This window comes from Actinoallomurus liliacearum (assembly GCF_039542035.1).
In the GTDB taxonomy this organism is placed as follows: Bacteria; Actinomycetota; Actinomycetes; order Streptosporangiales; family Streptosporangiaceae; genus Actinoallomurus; species Actinoallomurus liliacearum.
Map to the genome: position 1 here is coordinate 1 of NZ_BAABHJ010000009.1, position 22,142 is coordinate 22,142.

At 73.1% G+C, this 22,142-nt stretch carries 20 protein-coding genes and 2 pseudogenes; 9 read left to right on the top strand and 13 right to left on the bottom strand.

The genetic code is table 11. From position 1 onward, the window contains the following. The coding region (locus ABD978_RS19435; protein WP_345355994.1) for an AAA family ATPase at nucleotides 1-1,122 on the bottom strand (1,122 nt) is incomplete at its 3' end. 102 nt (nucleotides 1,123-1,224) lie between these two features. Between ABD978_RS19435 and ABD978_RS19440 the strand changes: the two genes are divergently transcribed. Both ABD978_RS19440 and ABD978_RS19445 read left to right on the top strand, forming a co-directional pair. Next, nucleotides 1,225-2,298, top strand: a complete 1,074-nt coding sequence (locus tag ABD978_RS19440) for an alkene reductase (RefSeq protein WP_345355997.1) — start codon at nucleotides 1,225-1,227, stop codon at nucleotides 2,296-2,298. A 227-nt stretch (nucleotides 2,299-2,525) separates the two neighbouring features. Continuing rightward, on the top strand, nucleotides 2,526-3,260 hold the full coding sequence (locus tag ABD978_RS19445) for a hypothetical protein (RefSeq protein ID WP_345356000.1): 735 nt from the start codon (nucleotides 2,526-2,528) through the stop codon (nucleotides 3,258-3,260). Between the two features lie 64 nt (nucleotides 3,261-3,324). Here the strand turns inward: ABD978_RS19445 and ABD978_RS19450 are convergent, their stop codons facing one another. Next, the gene (locus ABD978_RS19450) at nucleotides 3,325-4,869 is read right to left on the bottom strand and encodes an AMP-binding protein (protein ID WP_345356003.1); all 1,545 of its coding nucleotides are present in this window, start codon (nucleotides 4,867-4,869) and stop codon (nucleotides 3,325-3,327) included. Between the two features lie 12 nt (nucleotides 4,870-4,881). Next, the gene (locus ABD978_RS19455; protein ID WP_345356006.1) at nucleotides 4,882-5,505 is read right to left on the bottom strand and encodes a TetR/AcrR family transcriptional regulator; all 624 of its coding nucleotides are present in this window, start codon (nucleotides 5,503-5,505) and stop codon (nucleotides 4,882-4,884) included. A gap of 190 nt (nucleotides 5,506-5,695) precedes the next feature. Between ABD978_RS19455 and ABD978_RS19460 the strand changes: the two genes are divergently transcribed. Together ABD978_RS19460 and ABD978_RS19465 are read left to right on the top strand one after the other, a co-directional pair. Beyond that, complete coding sequence (locus ABD978_RS19460; protein ID WP_345356230.1) at nucleotides 5,696-7,225, top strand: MFS transporter; 1,530 nt, start codon at nucleotides 5,696-5,698, stop codon at nucleotides 7,223-7,225. Further along, on the top strand, nucleotides 7,222-8,223 hold the full coding sequence (locus ABD978_RS19465; RefSeq protein WP_345356009.1) for an ADP-ribosylglycohydrolase family protein: 1,002 nt from the start codon (nucleotides 7,222-7,224) through the stop codon (nucleotides 8,221-8,223). Before ABD978_RS19460 ends, ABD978_RS19465 begins: the two co-directional genes overlap by 4 nt. On the opposite strand, the gene ABD978_RS19470 is transcribed toward ABD978_RS19465, so the two are convergent. The 3 genes from ABD978_RS19470 to ABD978_RS19475 all read right to left on the bottom strand — a co-directional run bounded on the left by ABD978_RS19470 (nucleotide 8,220) and on the right by ABD978_RS19475 (nucleotide 9,446). Then, nucleotides 8,220-8,435 carry a hypothetical protein gene (locus ABD978_RS19470; protein ID WP_345356012.1) on the bottom strand — a complete coding sequence of 72 codons (216 nt, stop codon included), beginning with the start codon at nucleotides 8,433-8,435 and terminating at the stop codon, nucleotides 8,220-8,222. The genes ABD978_RS19465 and ABD978_RS19470 overlap by 4 nt on opposite strands. A gap of 73 nt (nucleotides 8,436-8,508) precedes the next feature. Continuing rightward, nucleotides 8,509-8,592, bottom strand: a complete 84-nt coding sequence (locus tag ABD978_RS43930) for a DUF397 domain-containing protein (RefSeq protein WP_364438989.1) — start codon at nucleotides 8,590-8,592, stop codon at nucleotides 8,509-8,511. Further along, entirely contained in the window at nucleotides 8,592-9,446 is an 855-nt protein-coding gene (locus ABD978_RS19475; protein ID WP_345356015.1) for a helix-turn-helix domain-containing protein, read from the bottom strand. Before ABD978_RS19475 ends, ABD978_RS43930 begins: the two co-directional genes overlap by 1 nt. A 250-nt stretch (nucleotides 9,447-9,696) precedes the next feature. Between ABD978_RS19475 and ABD978_RS19480 the strand changes: the two genes are divergently transcribed. Together ABD978_RS19480 and ABD978_RS19485 are read left to right on the top strand one after the other, a co-directional pair. After that, nucleotides 9,697-10,548 carry an SAM-dependent methyltransferase gene (locus ABD978_RS19480; protein WP_345356018.1) on the top strand — a complete coding sequence of 284 codons (852 nt, stop codon included), beginning with the start codon at nucleotides 9,697-9,699 and terminating at the stop codon, nucleotides 10,546-10,548. Nucleotides 10,549-10,615: 67 nt separating this feature from the next. Beyond that, complete coding sequence (locus ABD978_RS19485) at nucleotides 10,616-12,295, top strand: class I adenylate-forming enzyme family protein (protein ID WP_345356021.1); 1,680 nt, start codon at nucleotides 10,616-10,618, stop codon at nucleotides 12,293-12,295. Nucleotides 12,296-12,355: 60 nt separating this feature from the next. Here ABD978_RS19485 and ABD978_RS19490 read toward each other — a convergent pair whose 3' ends face one another. Beyond that, nucleotides 12,356-12,865 carry a helix-turn-helix transcriptional regulator gene (locus tag ABD978_RS19490; protein WP_345356024.1) on the bottom strand — a complete coding sequence of 170 codons (510 nt, stop codon included), beginning with the start codon at nucleotides 12,863-12,865 and terminating at the stop codon, nucleotides 12,356-12,358. Nucleotides 12,866-13,029: 164 nt separating this feature from the next. On the opposite strand from ABD978_RS19490, the gene ABD978_RS19495 reads away from it, so the two are divergent. Next, the gene (locus ABD978_RS19495; protein ID WP_345356027.1) at nucleotides 13,030-14,637 is read left to right on the top strand and encodes a benzoate-CoA ligase family protein; all 1,608 of its coding nucleotides are present in this window, start codon (nucleotides 13,030-13,032) and stop codon (nucleotides 14,635-14,637) included. Between the two features lie 88 nt (nucleotides 14,638-14,725). Here ABD978_RS19495 and ABD978_RS19500 read toward each other — a convergent pair whose 3' ends face one another. From ABD978_RS19500 to ABD978_RS19515, 4 genes are read right to left on the bottom strand one after another with little or no spacing between them, the layout of a single operon-like run. Then, nucleotides 14,726-15,373 carry a Rieske (2Fe-2S) protein gene (locus tag ABD978_RS19500; RefSeq protein WP_345356233.1) on the bottom strand — a complete coding sequence of 216 codons (648 nt, stop codon included), beginning with the start codon at nucleotides 15,371-15,373 and terminating at the stop codon, nucleotides 14,726-14,728. A 2-nt stretch (nucleotides 15,374-15,375) separates the two neighbouring features. Then, nucleotides 15,376-15,978: an RNA polymerase sigma factor gene (locus ABD978_RS19505; RefSeq protein WP_345356030.1), complete on the bottom strand. Its 603-nt coding sequence runs from the start codon at nucleotides 15,976-15,978 to the stop codon at nucleotides 15,376-15,378. A gap of 45 nt (nucleotides 15,979-16,023) precedes the next feature. Continuing rightward, nucleotides 16,024-16,953, bottom strand: coding sequence for a metallophosphoesterase family protein (locus ABD978_RS19510; RefSeq protein ID WP_345356033.1), 930 nt, complete (start codon nucleotides 16,951-16,953; stop codon nucleotides 16,024-16,026). Continuing rightward, nucleotides 16,950-17,420: a cupredoxin domain-containing protein gene (locus ABD978_RS19515; protein ID WP_345356036.1), complete on the bottom strand. Its 471-nt coding sequence runs from the start codon at nucleotides 17,418-17,420 to the stop codon at nucleotides 16,950-16,952. Before ABD978_RS19515 ends, ABD978_RS19510 begins: the two co-directional genes overlap by 4 nt. A gap of 216 nt (nucleotides 17,421-17,636) precedes the next feature. Here ABD978_RS19515 and ABD978_RS19520 point away from each other — a divergent pair. After that, nucleotides 17,637-17,807 (top strand): annotated as a pseudogene (locus tag ABD978_RS19520) (DUF5999 family protein); the annotation flags it as partial. Nucleotides 17,808-17,908: 101 nt separating this feature from the next. After that, nucleotides 17,909-19,687: pseudogene (locus ABD978_RS19525) on the top strand (glycoside hydrolase family 15 protein); the annotation flags it as partial. Nucleotides 19,688-19,882: 195 nt separating this feature from the next. Here ABD978_RS19525 and ABD978_RS19530 read toward each other — a convergent pair. Continuing rightward, nucleotides 19,883-20,722 carry a PaaX family transcriptional regulator gene (locus ABD978_RS19530; RefSeq protein ID WP_345356039.1) on the bottom strand — a complete coding sequence of 280 codons (840 nt, stop codon included), beginning with the start codon at nucleotides 20,720-20,722 and terminating at the stop codon, nucleotides 19,883-19,885. 123 nt (nucleotides 20,723-20,845) lie between these two features. Beyond that, on the bottom strand, nucleotides 20,846-22,093 hold the full coding sequence (locus ABD978_RS19535) for an ROK family protein (protein WP_345356042.1): 1,248 nt from the start codon (nucleotides 22,091-22,093) through the stop codon (nucleotides 20,846-20,848). Nucleotides 22,094-22,142: the final 49 nt, after the last annotated feature.

The following is a 22,142-nucleotide window of genomic DNA, read 5'->3' on the forward strand; positions in this document are numbered from 1 at the left end:
GGCGGCGACGTCCTCGTCGGGCGCGGTCGCCGCCGCGGCGCGATGGCGCGCCCGGCAGTCGTGGGCGGCCGCCGCGGCGGCGAGGGCCCGGTGCGCGGTGACGCGGCGGGCGAGCGAGGTGCCCTGGTAGGCGGCGGCGCGGACCAGCGGATGCCGGAAGGAGACGGAGGTGCCGGTCACCTCCACCAGCCGCGCCTGCTCGGCCGGTTCGAGGTCGTCGAGGGACACGTCCAGGGTCGTCGCCGCGCCGAGCAGCGTCGGCAGGTGACCGCGCGCCTCGGCGGCGGCGACGAGCATCATCAGCCGGGTCCGCTCGGGCAGCCCGCCGATCTGGGCGCGGAAGGCCGCGAGGACCCGGTCGGTCACCGGCAGCGGCCCGTGCCCGCCGTCGTGCCGCCGCCCGGTGGCCCCCAGTTCCAGGAGCGCGAGCGGGTTGCCGTCGGCCTCGGCCATGACCCGGTCCCGACGGTCAGGGGGCAGCCGCCGGCCGGCGAGGACCCGCGCGGCGTCGGCGCGGTCCAGCCGGGTCAGCTCGATCTCGGGCAGGCCGTGCCCCGCGAACCCGTCGTCGCGGGCGGCGAAGACCATGACGACGCCCTCCGCCGACAGCCGGCGGGCCGCGAACAGCAGCGCGTCCACGCTCGCCGGGTCGATCCACTGCACGTCGTCGACCAGGCACAGCACGGGCGCCTCGTCGGCGAGGTCGGCCAGCAGCGTGAGGAGGGCCAGCCCGGTGAGGAAGCGGTCGCCCCGGCCGGGGCCGCCGGAGCCGAAGACCGTGCGCAGCGCGTCCGCCTGCGGGTCCGGCAGGCCCGACAGGCGTTCCTGCACGGGCCACAGGAGCTGAAGGAGCCCGGCGTACGCCAGGTCCCGCTCGGCCTCGACGCCCGTGGCGCGCAGCACCCGCGGCGAGGACGCCGCGCCGGCCGCGTCCGGACCGGCGTTCTCCCCGGCCGCCTGGTCGCGCGGTCCCGACGCCACGTCGGCGGCGTGGCCGAGCAGCGCGGACTTGCCGATCCCGGCCTCGCCGCGCAGCACGAGGGAGCCGCTCCGGCGCCGGGTACGCGCGTCGTCGACCAGTCGTGTCAGCCGTTCGCGTTCGGCGTCCCGCCCGTACAACACGTCCACAAACCTACGTGGCCCAGTACCGAAACGTTACTGATTCGCCCTCCGGTCACCGGCTTCTAGCGTTCCCACCAGCGATTCCACGAAGGAGAACATGCGATGAGGGAACTGTTCGAGCCGGTCACCGCCGGCGTGCTGGAGCTGCCCAGCCGCCTCGTGATGGCGCCGATGACGCGCAGCCGCGCGTACGGCGGTCTCGTCACCGAACTGACCGCGGAGTACTACGCGCAGCGGGCGAGCGCCGGACTGATCGTCACGGAGGGCACGCAGCCGAGCGTGATCGGCCAGGGCTACCTCAACACGCCGGGCCTGCACTCCCCCGAGCAGGTGGCGGCCTGGCGGAAGGTGACCGACGCCGTCCATGAGAAGGGCGGCCGGATCGTCGTCCAGCTCATGCACTCCGGCCGGATCGGTCACCCGGTCCTGTACCCGGACGGCGCGCTCCCGCTGGCGCCCTCGGCGATCGCCTCCGGGCAGAAGCTGTTCACCCCCGAGGGCATGCTCGACCACCCGACGCCCCGGGAGATGACCGTGGAGGACATCGCCCGGACGATCGAGGACCACGCGTCCGCCGCGCGCAACGCGCTGGACGCCGGGTTCGACGGCGTCGAGCTGCACGGGGCCAACGGCTACCTGATCCATCAGTTCCTCGCCGACGGCAGCAACCGGCGGACCGACGCGTACGGCGGTTCGGTGGCGGGCCGGATCCGGTTCGCGGTGGAGGTGGCCGAGGCGGTCGCGGACGCGATCGGGCCCGAGCGGGTCGGGATCCGGGTCTCCCCCGGCGCCCCGGTGAACGGCATCACCGAGTCCGACACCGGCGAGCTGTACCCGGCGCTCGCCGGCGCGCTGGCGCCGCTGGGCCTCGCCTACGTGCACGTGATGGAGACCGGCGACCGGGAGCCGACGCGCGCGATCCGGGCCGCGTGGCCGGGCGCGCTGATCCTCAACCCGCATCCGTCGCCGGAGCCGCTCCCGGCGACCGCCGAGGCCGGCGTCGACGCGCTGCGGGAGGGGCTGGCCGACGCGATCGCGTACGCCCGGCTGTGGCTCGCCAACCCGGACCTGCCGGCGCGGATCGAGGCGGGCGGCCCGTACAACGAGGCGGACATGGCGACCTTCTACGGCGGCGACCACCGCGGCTACACCGACTACCCCGTGCTCGGCGCCTGACCGCCTCCGGCCGGTGACGACCGTGGCGACCACGCCCCGCGGACGCGCCGGTGACCGCCGTGGCGGCCACGGCCCTCCGGCGCTCGGCGCCTGACGCCTCCGGGCCGGTGACCGGCGTGGGGACCACGGCCGTCCGGTGCCCGAGGCGGGCCCATCCTCATGCGATCCCGGAGGCCACGCAGTACAGTGCGCCGGAGGACCAGTGCCTGAGGCGGAGGATGCGCGCGGTGACCACCGAGCTCCCGGACGAGCCCGCACCGACGCCGTACGTCGCGCGGTACCGGCGTGTCCCGCCGATCCTCATGATCGTGGCCGGGGCGTTCGCCTTCGGAAAGGCGATCCGCTGGATCGCCGGCGCGGCGCACGGCGGGCACCCGGACCGCGTGCCCCCGCCCATGGCGCTGGCGGTCGCGTCGATCCTGCTGACCGCCGCCGGGGCGGTGCGGCTGGCGCGGGCCCGGCGCACCGGCGGGATCGCCTTCGCCGTCGACGCGGACGGGATCTTCCTGGCCGCGTCACGGGACGGCGGGCGCCGGTTCGCCTGGGACGAGGTGAGCGCGCTCGTGCTGTTCTCCCGGCGTACGGACTTCGTCCACGGCGCGGTCCGGTGCGTCGGGCTCCGGGTGCACCCCACCGCTCCGGGCTCCCCCGAACGGCACCTCGCCGAGCTCGACGAGGCGGTCTCCCGGCACGACCTTCCGCTGGGCGTCTGGGCCCGCCTCCGCCGGCTCGACCGGCGGCCGACGCGCGAGGGACTGGTGCTCGCCGTCAGCTTCCACGCCGAGGCCCGTGGCTGGCGGTACCACTCCGCCCGGCTGGCCCGGGCCATGCGCGCGCACGCGCCCGGGGTCCCCGTCGTCCGTGAGCCGTCCGAGCGGTACTACGACCTGGTCGGCTGGCGGGCCGACCAGGATGAGCTGCGCCGGATCCTTCAGGACGCCGAGCTGGGCCACTGGTGCTGAGCGGCGCGCCGGCACCGGCTCACGCGCCACCGGGGCCGGCGCGCCGGCATCGCTGCCGCGCGCCTCAGATGCGCCTGTCCCGGCCGGTCCAGTAGGGATCGCGGACGAGCCGCTTGTAGAGCTTGCCGGTGGGCGTGCGCGGCAGGGCGTCGACGAAGTCGACCGAGCGGGGGGCCTTGTAGCGGGCCAGTGAGGCGCGGCAGTGCGCGATCAGCTCCTCGGCCAGCGCGGGCGAGGGCGCGTGGCCCTCCTCCAGCTCGACCGCCGCCTTGACCTGCTCGCCGTACTCCTCGTCGGGCACGCCGAAGACCGCGACGTCGCGTACCGCCGGGTGGGTGATGAGCACGCCCTCGATCTCGGCCGGGTAGATGTTGACCCCGCCACTGATGATCATGTCGATGACCCGGTCGGCGAGGAACAGGTATCCGTCCTCGTCCAGGTGGCCGATGTCGCCGGTGGTGAACAGCCCGTCGCGGTGGATCGACGCGGTCTTCTCGGGGTCGCCCCAGTACTCGACGTCGTCGCCGCTCGCGTAGCGGAACCACAGCTGCCCGGGTTCGCCGGGCTTGGACGGGGTGCCGTCCGGGCGCAGCACGTGGGTCTCCACCGAGGGCAGCGGCCGCCCGACCGTGCCCGGCCGTGCCAGCCACTCTTCGGACGTGACGACGGTGTTGATGGACGCCTCGGTCGACCCGTAGTACTCGTACACGACCGGGCCGAGCCACTCGATCATCCGGTGCTTCACCTCGGGCGCGCACGGCGCGGCGCCGTGCCACACGGCGGCGAGGCTGGACAGGTCGTACGCGCGGCGGGTCTGCTCGTCGAGGCGGAGCAGCCGGACGAACTGGGTCGGCACGAGGTGCGTGTTGGTGATCCGGTAGCGCTCGACGAGCCGCAGCGTCTCCTCCGGGTCGAAGCCCTGCCGCATGACGAGCGAGCGCCCGGCGCACAGCAGGACGTAGGAGAAGAGCCACTGTGCCGAGTGGTAGACCGGGCCGACCAGCAGCGATCGGCCGCCTTCGGGGATGTGGAGGGCCTGGGCGTACGTGGGGGCGACCATCGCCATCGTGTCGATCGGCGCGCCGGCGCGCACCAGCTTGCGGCTGACCCCCTTCGGACGGCCCGTGGTGCCCGATGTGTAGATCATCGGCCAGCCGAGGACCTGGTCCTCCGGCTCCCCGTCCGGGCCGGCGGCCAGAACGTCCTCGTACGGCCGGAAGCCCGGGATCTCGCCCAGGCCGATCCTGGCGGGCGGACCCGCCTCCGCCGTGGCGGCCACGGCGATCTCGGCGAACCGCTCCTCGGAGAAGATCGCCTTCGCGCCGGAGTCGGCGAGCACGTACGCCAGCTCGTCCGCGCTCCAGTGCCAGTTGACGAGGACGTACCGCAGGCCGATGTGGGTGGCCGCCGCCATGATCTCGACGTGTTCCCGCCGGTTCCCCGAGTGGATCGCGATGACGTCGCCCGTGGTCAGGCCGAGGCCGCGCAGCGCTCCCGCGAGCCGGTCGACCCGCGCCTCCAACTCCCGCCAGGTGGTCGTGCCGCGCTCGTCGACGACGGCGGGCTCGTCCGGCCGGGCCTGGGCGTACGGGCGGAGAAGTCGAGCCATGAGGACCTCCGATCAGTCGGTCTGGGCACCCGCCATGCGCAGCGCCAGCTCCACGTAGCGGGCCTGAAGCTCGGCGGCGCCGGGCCGCCGCCGGTCGCGGAACCACTCGCTGATGTGCACGCACATGTCGAGGATCGGGACCGCGGTGAGGACGGCGGCGGCCCGGCCGTCGCCGCCGACCAGCCGGAACACGCCCTTCTCGTGCCCGGCGAGCAGGACGTCGACGACGCGGTCGCGCAACCGCCGGCGGATGGTCACGATCTCGTCGTACCACGCGCCGCCGAGCAGCCGGTACTCCCGGTTGGCGACCCGCGCCGTCTCCCGGTGGTCCGCGTGCCGCCGGACGTACACCGCGACGATCGCCCGCAGCTCTTCGAGGGGGTTCCCCGCGACGGCCTCCAGCGCCGCGGTCACCTCGTCCTCCAGCCGCAGGTGGATGTCGCGGACGAGGACGTACAGCAGCTCGTCCTTCGACCCGAAGTGGTTGTAGAGCGCGCCGGGCGTCAGGTCGCACGCCTCGGTGATCTGCCGTACCGGGGTCGCGAGCGCGCCCTGGCGGTAGAACAGCTCGACCGCGGCCGCGGCGAGCCGGCGCTGGACGCGCGACCCTCCGAGCGGCAGGTCCGATTCGGTCACCGGCTTCGCTCCTCCTCTTGACTGCCGCCCGACCCGAGCGTACTAATGGGTTCCATTCTGTGAATGAACGCTCATTTACCAGGATGACACGGCCCAGGATGACCCAGGTCGTCCGGGTCCTCGGGGGCGGGGTGCCACGTGCGCTCCGGAGCGTCCGCCCACATCGAACCCCGCAGGAAACGAGGTGGCGATGGCCCCCACCGACCCGACGACGTCCCCCTCCGACGGCCTCTCACTCGACCGGCTGTGGAGACGCGGCCTGGACCGTTATCCGGACACCGCGGCGCGCTACCGCTATCTGGCCGTGGCGGTGTTCGTCACGATCGTCCTGTACTACGAGCTGTACGTCGCGGGCGGCGTCGCGCCGCTGATGCTCGCGCACTTCAAGATGTCGTTCATCTACTACGTGAACATCCTGGTGGTGTCCAACCTGGTCGGCGCTTTCGGGTCGCTGGCCGCGGGCATCGCCGACCGGTGGGGCCGCGCCAACCTCGTGACGTACGGGCTGCTGGCCACGGGCGTCCTGGCGATCCTGACGCCGTTCGCCCCGAACAAGGCGACCTTCGCCGTCTTCGCCATCCTGTCCGGGCTGGTCGAGGGGATGTGCCTGGTGGCGACGCCCGCCCTCGTCCGTGACTTCTCACCGCAGATCGGCCGCGCCTCGGCGATGGGCTTCTGGACCCTGGGCCCGGTGATCGGGAGCCTGGTCGTCAGCTTCGTGGCCAACCGCACCCTGCCGCACTTCGACGAGTCCTGGTCCAGCCAGTACTACATCGTCGGTGTCGTCGGACTCGTGGCGTTCGCCGTCGCCCTGGTCGGGCTGCGGGAGCTGCGGCCGGGGCTCCGGGACCAGGTCATGGTGAGCATGGCGGACCGCGCGCTGGTCGAGGCCCGGGCCGAGACCGCCGAGCGCGAGGCCGACCTCCGCAACCCCTGGCGGCAGATGCTGCGGCTGAACATCCTCGCCCCGGCCCTCGGCGTCAGCGTGTTCCTGCTGATCTACTACACCGCGGTCGCGTTCTTCACCATCTACCTGACCTCGAACTTCGGCCTCACCACCGCGAAGGCCAACGGCGTCAACAGCTGGTACTGGGCGATGAACGCGATCTCCCTCGTCATCGTCGGCGTGGTGTCGGACCGGCTGCGGGTGCGCAAGCCCTTCATGGTGGGCGGCACGATCCTCGCGGTCGTGATGACGTACGTGTTCCTGACGCGCACCACCCATCCGCACACGAGCGCGTCCACCCTGATCTGGATCATCAGCCTGCTCGCCGTCGGCCTCGGAGTGGCGTACACGCCCTGGATGGCGGCGTTCACCGAGACGGTCGAGCGGCGGAACCCCGCGCTGACCGCCACCGGCCTGGCCGTCTGGGGCTGGATCCTGCGGATCGTCGTCTGCGTCGCCTACTTCACCCTCCCGTACGTGGTCGGCGCCATGGACACGCTGACCCAGGCGCCCGAGGTGCTCGCCGCGGCGAAGAAGGTGCCGCCCGGCACGCCCCCGCCGCCCGCGCTGCTGCAGGAGCTCGGCAAGATCAAGAAGGCGGCGGCCGACGCGCCGCACCAGTGGCAGCACTGGTGGTGGGTCTGCATCGCCGCCGAAGTGGCCTTCGTCTTCCTCATGCTGCCGCTGGCGGGCCGGTGGAGCCCGAAGGCGGCCCGCGCCGACGCCGAGACGCACGAGCGGGAGGTGGCCAGGCTCACGGGCTCCGCGGAATGACCGACGGAACCATCGAGGCCGCCGGCACGTCCGTACTCCTGATGCTCAACAACGATCAGCGAGACCGGGCGGCCGGCGTGCTCCTCGGCGCGGCCTGCGGGGACGCGCTCGGCGTGCCGTACGAGTTCGCCGAGCCCCTGCCGGGGACCGCCGTTCCCGAGATGGTCGGCGGCGGGCTGGGCCCCTACGCGCCCGGTGAGTACAGCGACGACACCCAGATGCAGGTCTGCGTGGCCGAGGTCGCCGCGACAGCGGGCGACCTGCGCTCGGAGGAGGCGCTCGACGGCATCGCCGAGCGCTTCCTGCGGTGGTCCCTCGAGGGCGCGAGCGACGTGGGCCTGCAGACCTCCGGGGTGCTGGCGGCCACCGCCCGCGCCGGCGGCCTGGCGCGGTCGATGCGGGAGGCGTCGGCCGACCTGCACCGCAAGACGGGGCGCACGGCCGGGAACGGCTCGCTCATGCGGACCGGGATCGTGGCCCTCCCCTACCTGGCCGACCCGGTGGGGATGGCGGAGGCCGCGCGGCTGGTCAGCTCGCTCACCCACTTCGACGACCTGGCGGGGGACGCCTGCGTGCTGTGGTGCTCGGGCGTACGGCGCGCGGTGCTGGACGCGACGTTCGACGGCGTCCGGGAGGGCCTGGACCTGCTGCCCGCCGAGCGGCGGCACCACTGGGCGGCCTGGCTCCGGGACGCCGAGACCGGTCCGCCGGGGCGGTTCAGCCCGAACGGCTTCGTCGTGCCCGCGCTGCAGGCCGCCTGGTCGGCGATCACCCACACCGCGAACCTCTCGGACGGCCTCGTCGCCGCCGTCCGCGTGGGCAACGACACCGACACGGTCGCGGCGATCGCCGGGGCGCTGCTGGGCGCGCGCTACGGCCTGTCCGCCGTGCCCGACGAATGGCGCGCGCGGGTGCACGGCTGGCCGGGTCTGCGCGCCGACGACCTGGTGAGCCTGGCCCGCCGCGCGGCCGAACCGACCGCGGGCCGGGTCCGCTAGCCCGCCGCGTCCTCCCCCGGCTCGCCCGCGCCGCCCGGACGCGCGCGCCGTGGTCCGTTCTGGTGCGACTCGTCATGGCGGCGGGCGAGGCGCAGGGCGTACTCGCGCGGCGACACCCCGAGCCGCCAGGTGCACACCGCACAGGCCAGGTGGTCATTGGTGGTCTGTTCGTCGTGGACGATGTCGACCACGCCGATCCGCAGGTTCTCCACGGCCCGCACCGTACACGGAGCGTGACAGGACGCTCCACTTCCGTGACGCGCGTGTCAGCGGGCCGGCGGCAGGTCAGCGGACGAGGACGCGCACCTCCACGCAGTTGCCCTCGGGGGTGCTCTTGGAGCTCTTTCGCCACAGGTCGTCGGTGCGCATCACAGGCCCTCCAGGATCGTGCCGATGAGATCGATGGACTCGTCGGGGGTGGCGCTGACGACGCTGAGGCGGTCCATGGCGAGGGTGTACCGGTCGACGTCCTCGCGTTTATCGAGGTAGAGCGCGTTGCCGAGCTGCTCGACGTAGACCACGTCGGTCAGCTGCGGGTCGGCGAACCGCAGGATGGTGAACCCGCCGGGCGCGGCGTGCAGCGCGCCGGCCTCGAAGGGTGTGACCTGGAGCGTGAGGCCCGGCTGCTTCGCCACGGTCATGAGGTACTCCAGCTGCCCGCGCAGCACCTCGGGACCGCCGACGGGACGGCGCAGCGCCACCTCGTCGATCACCGCCCACAGCCGCAGCACACCGTCACGGAAGCGCCGCTGCCGCGTGGCCCGCAGCGAGACCCTGCGCTCCACGTCCTCCGGCGGGAAGTCGCCGAGGGAGATGACGGCCGCGGCGTACTCCTCGGTCTGCAGCAGGCCGGGGATGAACTGCGGCTCGTAGGTGCGGATGCGGGCCGCCGCCTGCTCCAGCCCGACGTAGGGCTGGAACCAGGAGGGCAGGATGTCGCCGTAGCTGTGCCACCAGCCGGGCTGGTTGGCCCGGCGGGCGAGGGTCAGCAGCTGGTCCCGCTCCTCCTCGGCGGTGATGCCGTACAGCGACAGCAGGATCGCGACGTCCGCCTCCTTGAAGCCGCTGCGGCCGAGCTCCATCCGGCTGATCTTCGACTCGGACCCGCCGATGGCCCTGGCGGCCTCGACCGAAGCGACCCCGGCCTTGTCCCGGAGCCGGCGCAACTCGGATCCGAGAAGGATGCGGAGCGCGGTGGGGCCGCTCGCTCCCGCGTTCGCCATGACCTCGACCTCCTTCGCGGCGGGCCTCCGAGTCTTCCACGACCGGCCGGAGACCGCCGCGATGCAATCCCACTTCACGATGGGCTTGCATCGTCAGCGTCGTGGCGCAATGCTATCCCATAGCTGGATGCAATCCCATTGTCAGCCGTGGCCAGGCATGTGATGGTGATGTGGGCGATCCTGTGGCCGCCCAGCGATCGTTCGTGTCCGGCGGCAGGTTCCCGGATCCAGCCGCCGGACACGAGCGTTCGTGGAAGAATCGACCGCCTCCGACATCCCGGCGATGAGGCTTCTCGTGACGGACTACGACCGGCAGAACGAGTTCCGGCCTGAAATCCCCAGCCCGGCGCGGGTGTACAACTACATCCTCGGCGGCAAGGACCACTATCCCGCCGACCGCGTCGTGGCGGAGAACACCATTGCGGCCCTGCCGAGCGCGCGCGACGCCGCCCGGGAGAACCGCGGGTTCCTGCGCCGCGCGGCCCGGTTCCTCGCGGCCGAGGCGGGCGTCCGGCAGTTCCTCGACATCGGCACCGGCCTGCCGTCGTACGGCCAGGTCCACGAGGTCGTCCAGGAGATCGCCCCGGAGTCCCGGGTCGTGTACGTCGACAACGACCCGGTCGTGCTCGCCCACGGGCGGGACATGCTGCACGGGATCGACGGCACGGCGATCGTGCGCCACGACCTGCGCGACCCCGAGGGCATCCTGGCCGATCCCGCGCTGCGCCGGCTGCTGGACCTCGACCGGCCCGTCGGTCTCATGCTGGTCGCGGTCCTGCACTTCATCTCCGCCGCCGAGGAGCCGTACGAGCTGGTCCGCCGCCTCCTGAAGCCGCTCCCGGCGGGCAGCCACCTGGTGATCTCCCACGCCACCGACGATGGGGACGACGACGTGGAGGCCGCCCTGGAGGAGAACTACAAGACCTCCAGCTCGGCCCATGTCCGGACCCGCGCGCAGGTCGAGGCGTTCTTCGCCGGCCTCGACCTGATCGACCCCGGCGTGGTGTGGACTCCGCTGTGGCGCCCCGACGAGGCGTCGAGCCCGCTCAGCGACGACCCGTCCCGGAGCGTCTGCTGGGCGGGAGTCGCCCGCAAACCCTGAAGCCGCTCACCTGAGGGGACTTTTCTAGAACGGCATTCGGATCGTAGGCTCCGCTCCGGAGGTGCCGATGAAGAGTCTGGATGAGGTCAGGGCCGAGCTGACCGCGCCGGGGCAGCTGTTCGAGATGGACGAGGTCGACATCCACGGCGTGCGGACGCGCGTCTGGAAGTACGCTTCCCCGTCGTTGCGGGCCGTCCTCGAGAACAGCCGGGGGCACGGCGACAAACCGTACGTCGTCTACGAGGACGAGCGCCTGACCTTCGAGGAGCACTTCCGGCACGCCGCGACGTTCGCGCGCCGGCTGACCGAACGGTACGGCGTGCGGAAGGGCGACCGGGTCGCCATCGCGATGCGCAACCGCCCCGAATGGTTCGTCGCCTTCTGGGGCGCCGCGGCCGTCGGCGCCGTCGTCGTCCCGCTGAACGCCTGGTGGACGGGTCCCGAGCTGGAGTACGGGCTGCGGGACAGCGGCGCGAAGGTCCTGGTGGCCGACGAGCAGCGCCTCGACCGGCTCACCGACGTCCTGCCCGGACTCGGCGTCGCCACGATCGTCGTACGGGCCCAGGGGACGCCGCCGCCGGGCGCGGAGGCGTACGAGTCGGTGCTCGGCGACGTCACCGAGACCGCCCTTCCGGACGCCGACATCGAGCCGGAGGACGACGCGACGATCTTCTACACCTCCGGTACGACGGGCCGGCCGAAGGGCGCGCTCGGGACGCAGCGCAACATCACCGGCAACACCCTGAGCCTGGCGTACGCCATGCTGGGCGCCGGCCTGCAGGCGGGCAACCCGATCGAGGAGCTGGCCAATCCGGGGCGGCGCATCACGCTGACGAGCCTGCCGCTCTTCCACGCGACCGGCTGCCACACGGTCCTCGTGGCCAGCGCGGTCCTGGGCGGCTGCATCGTCCTGATGCACAAGTGGGACGCCGAACGCGCGCTCCAGCTCATCGAACGCGAGCGGGTCACGGCGTTCGGCGGGGTGCCGACGATGGCCTGGCAGCTGCTGACCTCCCCCGAGTTCGACAAGTACGACACCTCGAGCCTCGCGTCGGTGTCCTACGGGGGCTCGCCCGCTCCGCCCGCCCTGCTGGAGAGGATCAAGGAGGTGCTCCCGGAGCGGGTCCCGAGCAACGGGTACGGCCTGACCGAGACGTCGGCGGTGACCACGTACAACAGCGGGATCAACTACCTGACCCATCCCGACAGCATCGGCCCGGCGGTCCCGGTGTGCGACGTGAAGGTCGTGGACCCTGCGGGCGCGGACCTGCCCACCGATGAGATCGGCGAGCTCCTCGTCCGGGGACCGAACGTCATCAAGGGTTACTGGAACGACCCCGAGGCGACCGCGCAGGCGTTCCGCGACGGCTGGTTCCACACGGGGGACCTGGCGCGCATCGACGCGGACGGCTTCGTCTACATCGTCGACCGGGCCAAGGACATGCTGATCCGCGGCGGGGAGAACGTCTACTGCGCCGAGGTCGAGTCGGCGATGTACGACCATCCGGCGATCGCCGAGGCCGCCGTGATCGGGGTGCCGCACGAGGCGCTGGGCGAGGAGGTCGGCGCGGTCGTCTGCCTCCGCCCGGGACTGACGGTGACGCCGGAGGAGCTGCAGGAGTTCCTCCGCGAACGCATCGCCGCGTTCAAGGTCCCGACCCACCTCTGGTTCCGCGAGGGCGAACTGCCCCGCAACCCGGCCGGCAAGATCCTGAAGACGCGGCTCCGCACGGAGCTGATCGGCTGAGGCGCGTCCCCGTCGCCGGGGGACGGGACCGGACGGTCCCGTCCCCCGGCGACGGTCGGATCAGCGACGGCAGTGCGCGGTCCGCGGCGCGCGCGGCTGGAACGGCAGGAAGCGGTCGGCGCGGTGCGGACGCGCCGGGATCTCGGTCGCCTCGAGGGCCAGCATCCGGTCGAAGCGGAAGGCACGGATGTGCCGCCGCAGCCGGCACCAGCCGACGAGATACCAGTGGTCGCGGTGCACGAGGCAGGTCACCGGCTCCACCTCGCGGACCGTCACGTTGCCCCTGGCGTCGGCGTAGTGGAGGCGGACGACGAGCCGCGCGGTGATCGCGCCCGCCGCGGTCCGGGCCCGGTGCGCCGTCGCCGGGTCGAGCGGGCGGGCCAGGGTGTCGAGGGTCGTGCCGGCGGTCTCGGCCGGGTCGAGATCGTCGAAGAGGCGGCGCAGGGCCCGGCGGGCCGTGGCGGACTGCGGACCGGCGCCCAGGTGGGCGAGCGAGAGGGCGAGGGCCGCCACCTCGGGGGCCGGAAGTGGAGGACGGGTACGGCTTGCGAGCGTCGCGTTCTCGGCCATGGTTCGATCATACGTTCGAACACTGACATTTTCGAGGGCCGTTCCCCGCTTCTCCCCCGCTCCGGGAAAGGGGCGACTAAGATCGCCAACTGCCCGGCGCCGGCGAGACGCGGCACCGACGGCAGGTCCGTTCGTCAACGAGTACGTCCCCTCCAGCCAAGGGCGTGAGGCCGGTGTTCAACGCCAGCACCCATCTCGTCGACCGGCATGTCGAGGCCGGCGACGGCGACCGGATCGCCGTCACCGGGCCGGGCGGCGCCCTCACCTACGCGGACCTGCTGGGCCGGATCCGGCGCACCGCCGCCGGGCTGCGCGAACTCGGCGTACGGCCCGAAGAGCGGGTCATGCTCTCCATGGCCGACGGCCCGGACCTGCTCACGCTGATCCTCGCGACGATGCGCGTCGGCGCCGTGCCGGTCCCGGTGTCCACGATGCTGACCGCCAAGGACCTCGCCGGGCTCCTGCGCGACTCGCGGGCGCGGGTGCTGGCCGCCAGCCCGGAGTTCGCCGCGTCCGCCGAGGAGGCCGCGCAGTCCGCGCCCGAGCTGGCCGCGTTCCTGCTGAGCGGGCCCGGCGCGCCGACGCCGCCCGCCTGGGCGGAGGGTCACCGGCTGGACGCCGTCGTCGGCGACGAGGGGAACGGCGACCCGTACGACACCCACCCCGACTCCAGCGCCCTGTGGCTCTACACCTCCGGGACGACCGGCCTGCCGAAGGCCGCCGTGCACCGGCACGCCTCGATCCGGTCGGTCGCCGAGACGTACGGCGCCCAGGTGCTCGGGATCGGGCCGGAGGACCGGTGCCTGTCGGTGCCGAAGCTCTTCTTCGCGTACGGCATCGGCAACTCCTGCTTCTTCCCGCTCTCGGCCGGCGCGTCGACCGTGCTCGAGCCGGGCCGCCCGACGCCGGCGCTGATCGCGGAGCGCGTCCAGCGGGACCGGCCGACGCTGTTCTTCGCCGTGCCGACCTTCTATGCCGCGCTGCTCGCCGCGGAGCTGCCCGCGGAGACGTTCGCGCCGGTCCGTACGGCGGTGTCGGCGGGCGAGCCGCTGCCGGCGCCCATCTTCCGGCGGTTCGCCGAGCGGTACGGCGTGGAGATCCTGGACGGCATCGGCGCCACCGAGGCGCTGCACATCTTCATCTCCAACCGCGCGGGCCAGGTGCGGCCGGGCACCAGCGGCGTGCCGGTCCCCGGGTACGACCTGCGCGTCGTCGACGACGCCGGCGCCGACGTGCCGCGCGGCACCCCCGGGAACCTGATGGTGCGCGGCGACTCGATCGCCACGGGCTACTGGTGCCGTACGGCGGTGACCCGGAAGGTGTTCCAGGGTGAGTGGCTGCGCACCGGAGACACGTACGTCGTCGAGGAGGACGGTGCCTACCGGTTCCTCGGCCGCTCCGACGACATGATCAAGGCCGGGGGGATCTGGGTGTCCCCGAGCGAGGTCGAGGCCCGGCTGCTGGAGCACTCCGGCGTCGCCCAGGCGGCGGTTGTGGCGCTGCCGGACGGCGACGAGCTGGACAAGCCCGTCGCCGCCGTCGTACGCGCGCCCGGGTCCGCCGTCACCGCCGAGGAGGTCGTCGCGTTCTGCCGGGACGGGCTCGCGTCCTTCAAGCGGCCGCGCGCGGTGCACTTCGTCGAGTCGCTGCCGACGACGGCGACCGGGAAGGTCCAGCGGTACCTCGTCCGCGAACGCCTCGGCCGGGCCGGTGTCAACCCGGCGGCTCCGGAGGAGGGCGGACGTGACCTCCTGGACGAGACCCGGTCCTGACCCGCACGCCCGGCCGGCCGGCGACGCACGCCAGGGCCTGTCTCGAAGTCCGCGCCGCACAGGGGACGGCGGGGCGTTGAGACGGATCCTAAGTGGCGGTGACGTAGACCTCGACGACGCCGCGCGCCTCGCGGACGGCGAGCCGGGGCAGCGCGGATATCGGCGCGGCGAGCCGGTGGTGGAGAACCTTGCCGTCGAGGGCGAAGAGCGCCCGATGGCAGGGGCAGCGCAGCCGCGCGCCGCCCTCGACGTGCAGGCGGCACCCCTGGTGCGTGCACACGCCGGAGACCGCCCGCAGCCGACCGGCCCGGCGGGCCACGAAGCCGGTGACGCTGCCGGCGTCGAAGGGGACCACCGCGCCCTCCGTGAGCTCGGCCGCCGCCGCCACCGTATGCCACCTGCCGTTGAGTGGCTGCAACGTCCCGTCGCCCGCGAACGTCGGACCGCGGGTGAGGCCGCGGTCGATCGTCACCCCCGCCACGGCACCGGCCCCCGCCAGCGCGCCGCCCAGGACCAGCCGACGGCGGACCGGCAGCGGCGGTCGGGCCCGCTCCGGCTCCGCCAGTCGACGGTGCAGGTCGGCGACGAACTCCTCGCGCGGCGCGTCCGATCCCGGACGGGCGGCCCGCAGCTCGATGGCCAGGCGTAGCGCGTCCGCGTCCGCCTCGTCGACCGGGAAGGGATGCGGGCGGCGGCCCTTGATCAGATCCTCGACGTATCGCCGTAGGCCCTTCATCGTCACCTCCCCCTCCTGTCTTCCGGGGGTTCTTCCCGGACGATCTCTGCGGCTAGCCTGAGCGCCCGATGCTGGAGGACCTTGACGTTCCCGGCGCTGGTCCGCAGTTCGCGGGCCGCGTCGCGAATCGAGTAGGACCGCAGGAAGCGCAGTTCCAGGACGCGCCGGTACCGGTCGGGCAGCGCCGCCAGGATCCGCTCGACGCGTTCCGGCGCACGACCGGTCTCGGGCGGCCGGCCGAAGTCGGCCGCCACGCGCTCCAGGTCGATGCCGGTGATCTCACGCCCCAGCGTGCGCCGCCAGTGCGCCGCCAGCACCGTACGGGCGGTGACGCGCAGGTACGCGCGGACCTCACCCACGCTCGCGGAGGTGCGCAGCGGTCGCAGCGCGGTGAGGAAGACCTCGGCGGTGAGGTCCTCGGCGTCGGGCCGGTTGCCGACCTTGGCGAACATCAACCGGTAGATCCGCTGCACATTGTCGAGGTAGATGGCCTCCCAGCCGGTGTAGGCCTCCCCCTCCACCAGACGCAGCGGCGGGCGGTGCTCAGCGGGAATCTCGGCGTCCGGCCCCGGGCGTTCGCGTCGGCCCGGGATCCAGCGGTCCATGACCAGTCCCCTTCACCATGGTCGCACGGTGGCGAGGCCGGGGACTCAACCGAGCCTCTTGTCCCGGATCGCCAGGGCGTGCCGGCCGCGCACGTAGCCGACCTCGCGGATGCCGAGCGCGTGCCGCAAGCGTCCGGCCGGCAGGGTGACCGGGGCGGGTGCCGGGCCGTCGCCCGGATGTGGCAGCGGATACGCGGTGGTCGTGGCGCTGTGGAACGTGACGTTGCCCTCCGTCTTGGTGAAGAGCTGGTGGATGTGGCCGTTGAGGCAGGTCACCGAGGCGAACCGCCGCAGGAGGGCGAGGGCCCGTACGGAGTCGTCGGTCGCCCACCCCCACTTGGGATACAGCGCGAACATCGGGATGTGGCTGAGCACGACGATCGGCGTATCGCTGGACAGCCCGGCCACGTCCTTGCGGATGAAGTCGAGCTGCTCGGTGCCCAGATGCCCGAGCTTGTTCATGTGCAGCGTGTTCACCAGCGCGATGAAGTGCACGCCGTGCAGGTCGAAGCTGTACCAGCCGTCGCCGCGCGTCCCGGCGCCGAAGGCCCTGCGGTACTTCTGGCCTGCGTCGTCGATGGAGTCGTGCTCGCCCGGAATCGTGAAGACGTGTCCCGTCTTCAGCGTCGTCATCATCTGCTTGACCTGGTCGAACTGCCCTGGCGCGGCCAGGTGGGTCAGGTCTCCGGTGTGGAAGACGAAGTCGGGCCGGTGCGGCAGCGCGTTGACCTGGTGCAGCGCGTCGGCGAACGAGTCGGTCACATCCGTGTTCGCCGGTCCGTGGAAGCCGATGTGGCTGTCGCTGATCTGCACGAACCGCAGCGCGGCGTTCGCGGGCAGGACGTCGCCCCCTCCGGCGACGTGGCTGACCACCTCGCCGCCGGCGACCGCGAGGACGACCACGCCCCCGAACCACGCGCTGTGCCGCAGCAACTGGCGGCGTGTCATGCCGGTGGGATCATTCTCGGCGGTCACGGCGTCACCACCACCGTTCCGCGCATGAACGGGTGGATCGAGCAGACGTACGGGTAGCTTCCGGGCTTGGTGAACCGGTAGCGGAACACGCCGCCCGGCGTCAGCGCTGCGGAGTGGAACGCTCCGCCGTTCGCCACCACCGTGTGCGGCTCCTCGTCCTTGTTCGTCCAGGTCACCGTGGTGCCGGCCTTGACGGACACCGACGCCGGCGCGAACGCGAAGCCCTTGATCGACACAGAGTTCGCGGCGACCGGTGCGGCGGCGGGCGCGGCGCCGGAGCCGGAGCCGCCGTGCATCCGCATCCCCGGCATGGCCCCTGCCGGGGCGTTGGCCCGGGGCGCGGATCGGGCCGCCGGTGAGCTCATGGTGTCCTGCCCCCAACCGCAGGCGGCCGGCAGGAGCATCCCGCCGACGGCGATGAGCGCCGCGGGCCATGGCCGCCCACGAGCGAGAGATATGCGGTTCATCGGTATTCCCCCCGTTCCGCGTGGGCGGCGGTGATCTCCGCCCTGCGGACGTCGTCCTATATCCGCACTTCGCGGACCTTCCCCCTGAGATAGGCCGGGGGGTTACACCGAGCGTCCGAGCCGCCTCCGCGGCGGATCTACCGGCTGTAACCCGTGCGCCTATCTCTTGTCGAAGGCGCTCTCTTGGAAAGGCGCCCACCAGCTTGGAGGTATGCCATGTGCCGCCACCGACCGCACTGCCCACCGGCCTACGCCACCGACCGGGACGCCGCGCACACCGTCGCCTCCCACCCCGAGCAGGGATGGAGCCTGCTGTGCAACGGCGTCGTCGTCTTCGACGACACCGGAGAGCTCCTGCCGGACGGCGAAGTGATCGCACCGCACCGGCACACGGACGCTCACTGTGGCTCCGTACCGGACCCCAAGTCGCCGCGGGCCCGTCCGAGACGGTCGTCCGGACGCCGCGCCCGCCGGTGAGGAGGTGCGGCATGAGCACCCGGCCGATCAGCGATCACGGTCTCCTGTCGGACTGCCGCTCGGCCGCCCTGGTCACCTCGGACGGCTCGGTGGACTGGCTGTGCTCACCTCGCTTCGACAGTCCGGCGATCTTCGCCAGGCTGCTGGACGAGCAGGCCGGGCACTGGTCCATCCGCCCGTCCGCTCCCGCGCAGGTCGCTCGCCGGTACCTCGACGACACCCTTGTCCTGGAGACGACCTTCCGTACCCGGGGCGGCACGGTCGTCCTGGTCGACGCGCTCGCCCTGGGCGGCCGCGAGCGCGGGCACGGGCTGGGCGCGTCCTCGCCCGGTGTCCTGCTCCGCGAGGCGACCTGCGTCCAGGGACGGGTCGACCTCGAGGTCTGCTACGCGCCCCGCCCCGAGTTCGGGCTGATCCATCCCCGCCTGGAGCATTCGCGCGGTGTGCTGATCGCTCGCGGCGGCGCTCAGGTGCTCACCCTGTCGACGCCCGTCGACCTTCGGGTGAGCGGCTCGACGGCGCACGCCACGGTCACGCTGAGAGCCGGGGAACGTCTCTCGATGGCCCTGCACGCCGCCCCCTGCTGGCAGGCCGAACCGATGTGCTGGACTCCGCGGCTCGTCCACCGCCGCATCAAGGACACGATCTCCGGCTGGCGCTCCTGGTCCCGGGCGCACACGGGCTACGAGGGACCGTGGCAGGACGAGGTGGGGCACAGCGGGCGGGTGCTGCGCGCACTGACGTTCGCCCCCACCGGGGCGATCGTCGCCGCCGCCACCACGTCCCTGCCCGAATGCGTCGGCGGAGGGCGCAACTGGGACTACCGCTACACGTGGATCCGGGACGCCAGCCTCACCGTGCAGGCCCTCACCACCGCCTCGTCGTGCGAGAGAGAACAGGCGGCGTTCTTCACCTTCCTCGCCCGCGCCGCCGCCACCCAGCTCGACCGTGGCGTCGACCTGCAGATCATGTACGGCATCGGCGGCGAATGCGACCTGTCGGAGCGGCCGCTGCCCCACCTGACCGGATGGCGTGACAGCGCCCCGGTGCGCATCGGCAACGACGCGTGGCGCCAGCGCCAGCTCGACGTCTACGGCGAGATGCTCGACGCGGCGCACCACCTGTCCGGTGACACGGCGGAGAACGGCCTTGATCCGATCGCCCGCGGTTTCCTGCGCGACGCGGCCGAGACCGCCGCCCGCCGCTGGCGCGAACCGGACCGCGGGATCTGGGAGGTCCGCGGGCCGAACCGGCACTTCCTGCATTCGAAGCTCATGTGCTGGGTCGCGCTGGACCGCGCCATCGCCCTGGCGCCCGCGCTGCGGGCGACCGGCCGCGTCGAGGACTGGAGACGGGTCCGCGCGCAGATCCGGAACGCGATCCTGACGGAGGGCTGGAATCCGCAGACCGGCGCGTTCACCCAGGCGTTCGGCGGCACCGAGCTCGACGCGTCCGCGCTGACCATCCCGATCGTCGGATTCCTCCCTGGTGACGACCCGCGGGTCCGGTCCACCGTGGCGGCGATCGCCGGGCGCCTCACCGACGAACGGGGCCTGGTCCGCCGCTACACCGGGCCCGACGGGATGCCCGGCGGAGAAGGCTCATTCCTCCTGTGCACGTTCTGGCTCGCGCAGGCACTCGCCCTCACCGGGCAGCGCACGCCCGCCGAGCGCGTCTTCCGGACCGCCGCGTCGCAGGCCAACGACGTCGGCCTCCTCGCCGAAGAGGTGGACACCTCGACGGGAGAGCCGCTCGGCAACTTCCCCCAGGCGTTCAGCCACGTCGGCCTGATCAACGCCGCACGCGCCATTCGCGACACCGATGGTGGACGACTCCACGGTCACCGCGGGCCCGCGTACCGGTGGCCGTGCCGCCTCGCGGCCGCACGCCGCGGGCTCCACGGCGGGAGCGGGCGAGACGACGCGCCGGCGATGTCCGAGCGTTCGAGCCGGCGCGAGAGGCCGCCGTCGCGGGAACGCGTCCGGTCAGCCGGCGGCGAGCTCGCGCCAGCGCCGCTGGGCGACGGGGTGCCACTCGGCGTACCGGGCCGCGAACAGCCCGCGGGCCTGGGCCCCGATCCAGCCGGCCGGCAGCAGGGCGGAGGGCAGCCGCGGGTCCAGGAAGGGGAAGCGCCGCCACTCGTGCACGAGCCGCGCCTGCGCCAGCATGATCGCCTCAGGTGAGGCGGGACGCAGCGCGTCGAACTCGTCGATGAACGCCCCGTACTCGGCGGCGACCCCGTCCAGATCCCAGGCCCGCTCGACCATCGCGTGCTCGCTGCCGACCCCGGCGAACCGCGCGGTGAACGACATCGCGCCGGCCTGCAGCCCGAGGCCCTCGATGACCGACCGCGCCTCGGTCTCCCGCGCCGACGACGGCGCGATCCACATCCCCGGTCCGGGCGATCCGAAGCCGGCCCAGCTCAGCTTCGTACGGAGCTGGTGACGGAGGCGGCGCTTGGACTCGGGGACGGAGACGTAGACGATGAGCCAGACGCCGTCCCAGGCGGCGGCTTCGGCGCCGAAGCCGTAGATGCGCTCCCCGCCCTCCGTGAGCAGTCGCCGCCCGGGCGGGGTGAGGGACCAGCGGACGCTCCGCCCGACCCGCTCGGAGGTGAGCCAGCCGTCGGCGGCCGTACGGGCCAGCGCCTGCCGGGCGGACTTCTCCTCGACGCCGAACTCGTCGAGGACCTCGACAAGGGTCGAGGTCCAGACCGGCTCCTCGTACCGCAGGACGAACTCCCCGAGTAGGGTCAACAGCAGCGAACGGGCGCTCGTCTCGCTCAGGGCGTGCCGTCGGGTCAGCGTGGGTCTCGGGGCGGTCACCCATAAATTCTACATAAATCAACGTCAAAATCGGTGTTTCGTCGAACATGAACCACCCCGACAACGCCGCGGACATCGGCGCCCGGCCGGCGCGGCGTTCCTCGTTGCCCTCGCCGCTCCTCGTCACCGTTCGCGCGGCCGCACCGGTGCCTCCGTGAGGAGGCGGGCGGGGTCGGTCATGACGCGTTCGATGACGAGCGCGGCGGCGCCCAGGGCGGCGGCGTCGCCGCCCAGCCGGGAGACGGTCAGGCGGGGAGGCGTGTGCCGTACGACGCCGGTGCCGCCGCCGAGCGCCTCCTCGACGGCGGGGGACGCCCACGGGGCGAGCGCGGAGAAGATCCCGCCGAGCACGATGCCGTCCGGGTCGAACAGGTTGACCGCGGCGGAGAGGGCCTGCCCCAGGGCCTCTCCCGCCCGGCGCACCGCGGCCAGCGCCGCTTCGTCACCGTCGCGCAGGAGGGCGATCAGCGCGGCGAGCGGGCCGTCGGGCCCGGCGGTCGACGTCCCGGTGACGTCGGGGATGCCCGCCGCGCGCAGGATCGCCTCCTGGCCCGCGACCTGTTCCAGGCAGCCCCGGCCGCCGCACGCGCACGGCGGGCCGGCGGGGTCGACGACGACGTGGCCGAGTTCGCCGGCGAACCCGTGGGCGCCGCGGAACACCCGGCCGTCGACGACGATGCCCGCGCCGACCCCGATCTCGCCGGAGACGTGGACGTACGAGCCGAGCTCCCGGCCGTCGCCGAACCACAGCTCGCCGAGGGCGGCGAGGTTCGCCTCGTTGTCCTGGTCGGCGGGCAGCGCGAGCGGTGGCAGGCCGGCGGCGAGGAGGTCGCCGGCCGCGACGTCGCGCCAGCCGAGGTTGGGGGCGGTCCGCACGCGGCCGCCGGCCCGGTCCAGCGTGCCCGGCAGCGCGACGACCGCGCCGGCGACCGTCAGGCCCTGGTCCGCCGCCGCGGCGATCGCCCGCTCGGCCAGATCCGTCAGCGCGCCGATGACCTGCTCGGGCGCGCGCCCCCGGTTGTCGGCGGCGACGATGTGCCGGTGCCGGATCCGCCGTCCGAGGTCGAGCACGCAGGCGGCCAGGTAGTCGACGTTGACCTCCAGGCCGAGCCCGGCGACGCGGTCGCCGTTGATCGACACGGCCGTCGCGGGACGTCCGCGCTCACCGTCGCGTACGGGTCCGTCCTCGCGGATCAGGCCGGCGTCCTTCAACGCCGCGACGAGACTGGATACGGTGGTCTTGGTGAAGCCGGTGACGTCGGCGAGACGGGCGCGGCTGACCGGCTGCCGACGGGAGATCTCGCCCAGCACCACGGCCAGGTTACGGGCCCGCATGGTGCCGTGCCGGACTGGCGTGACCTCATTTCGCATGGTCACAGACTAATCGTGCAACCTCTCCCCTGTTGACACCTGGCACCTG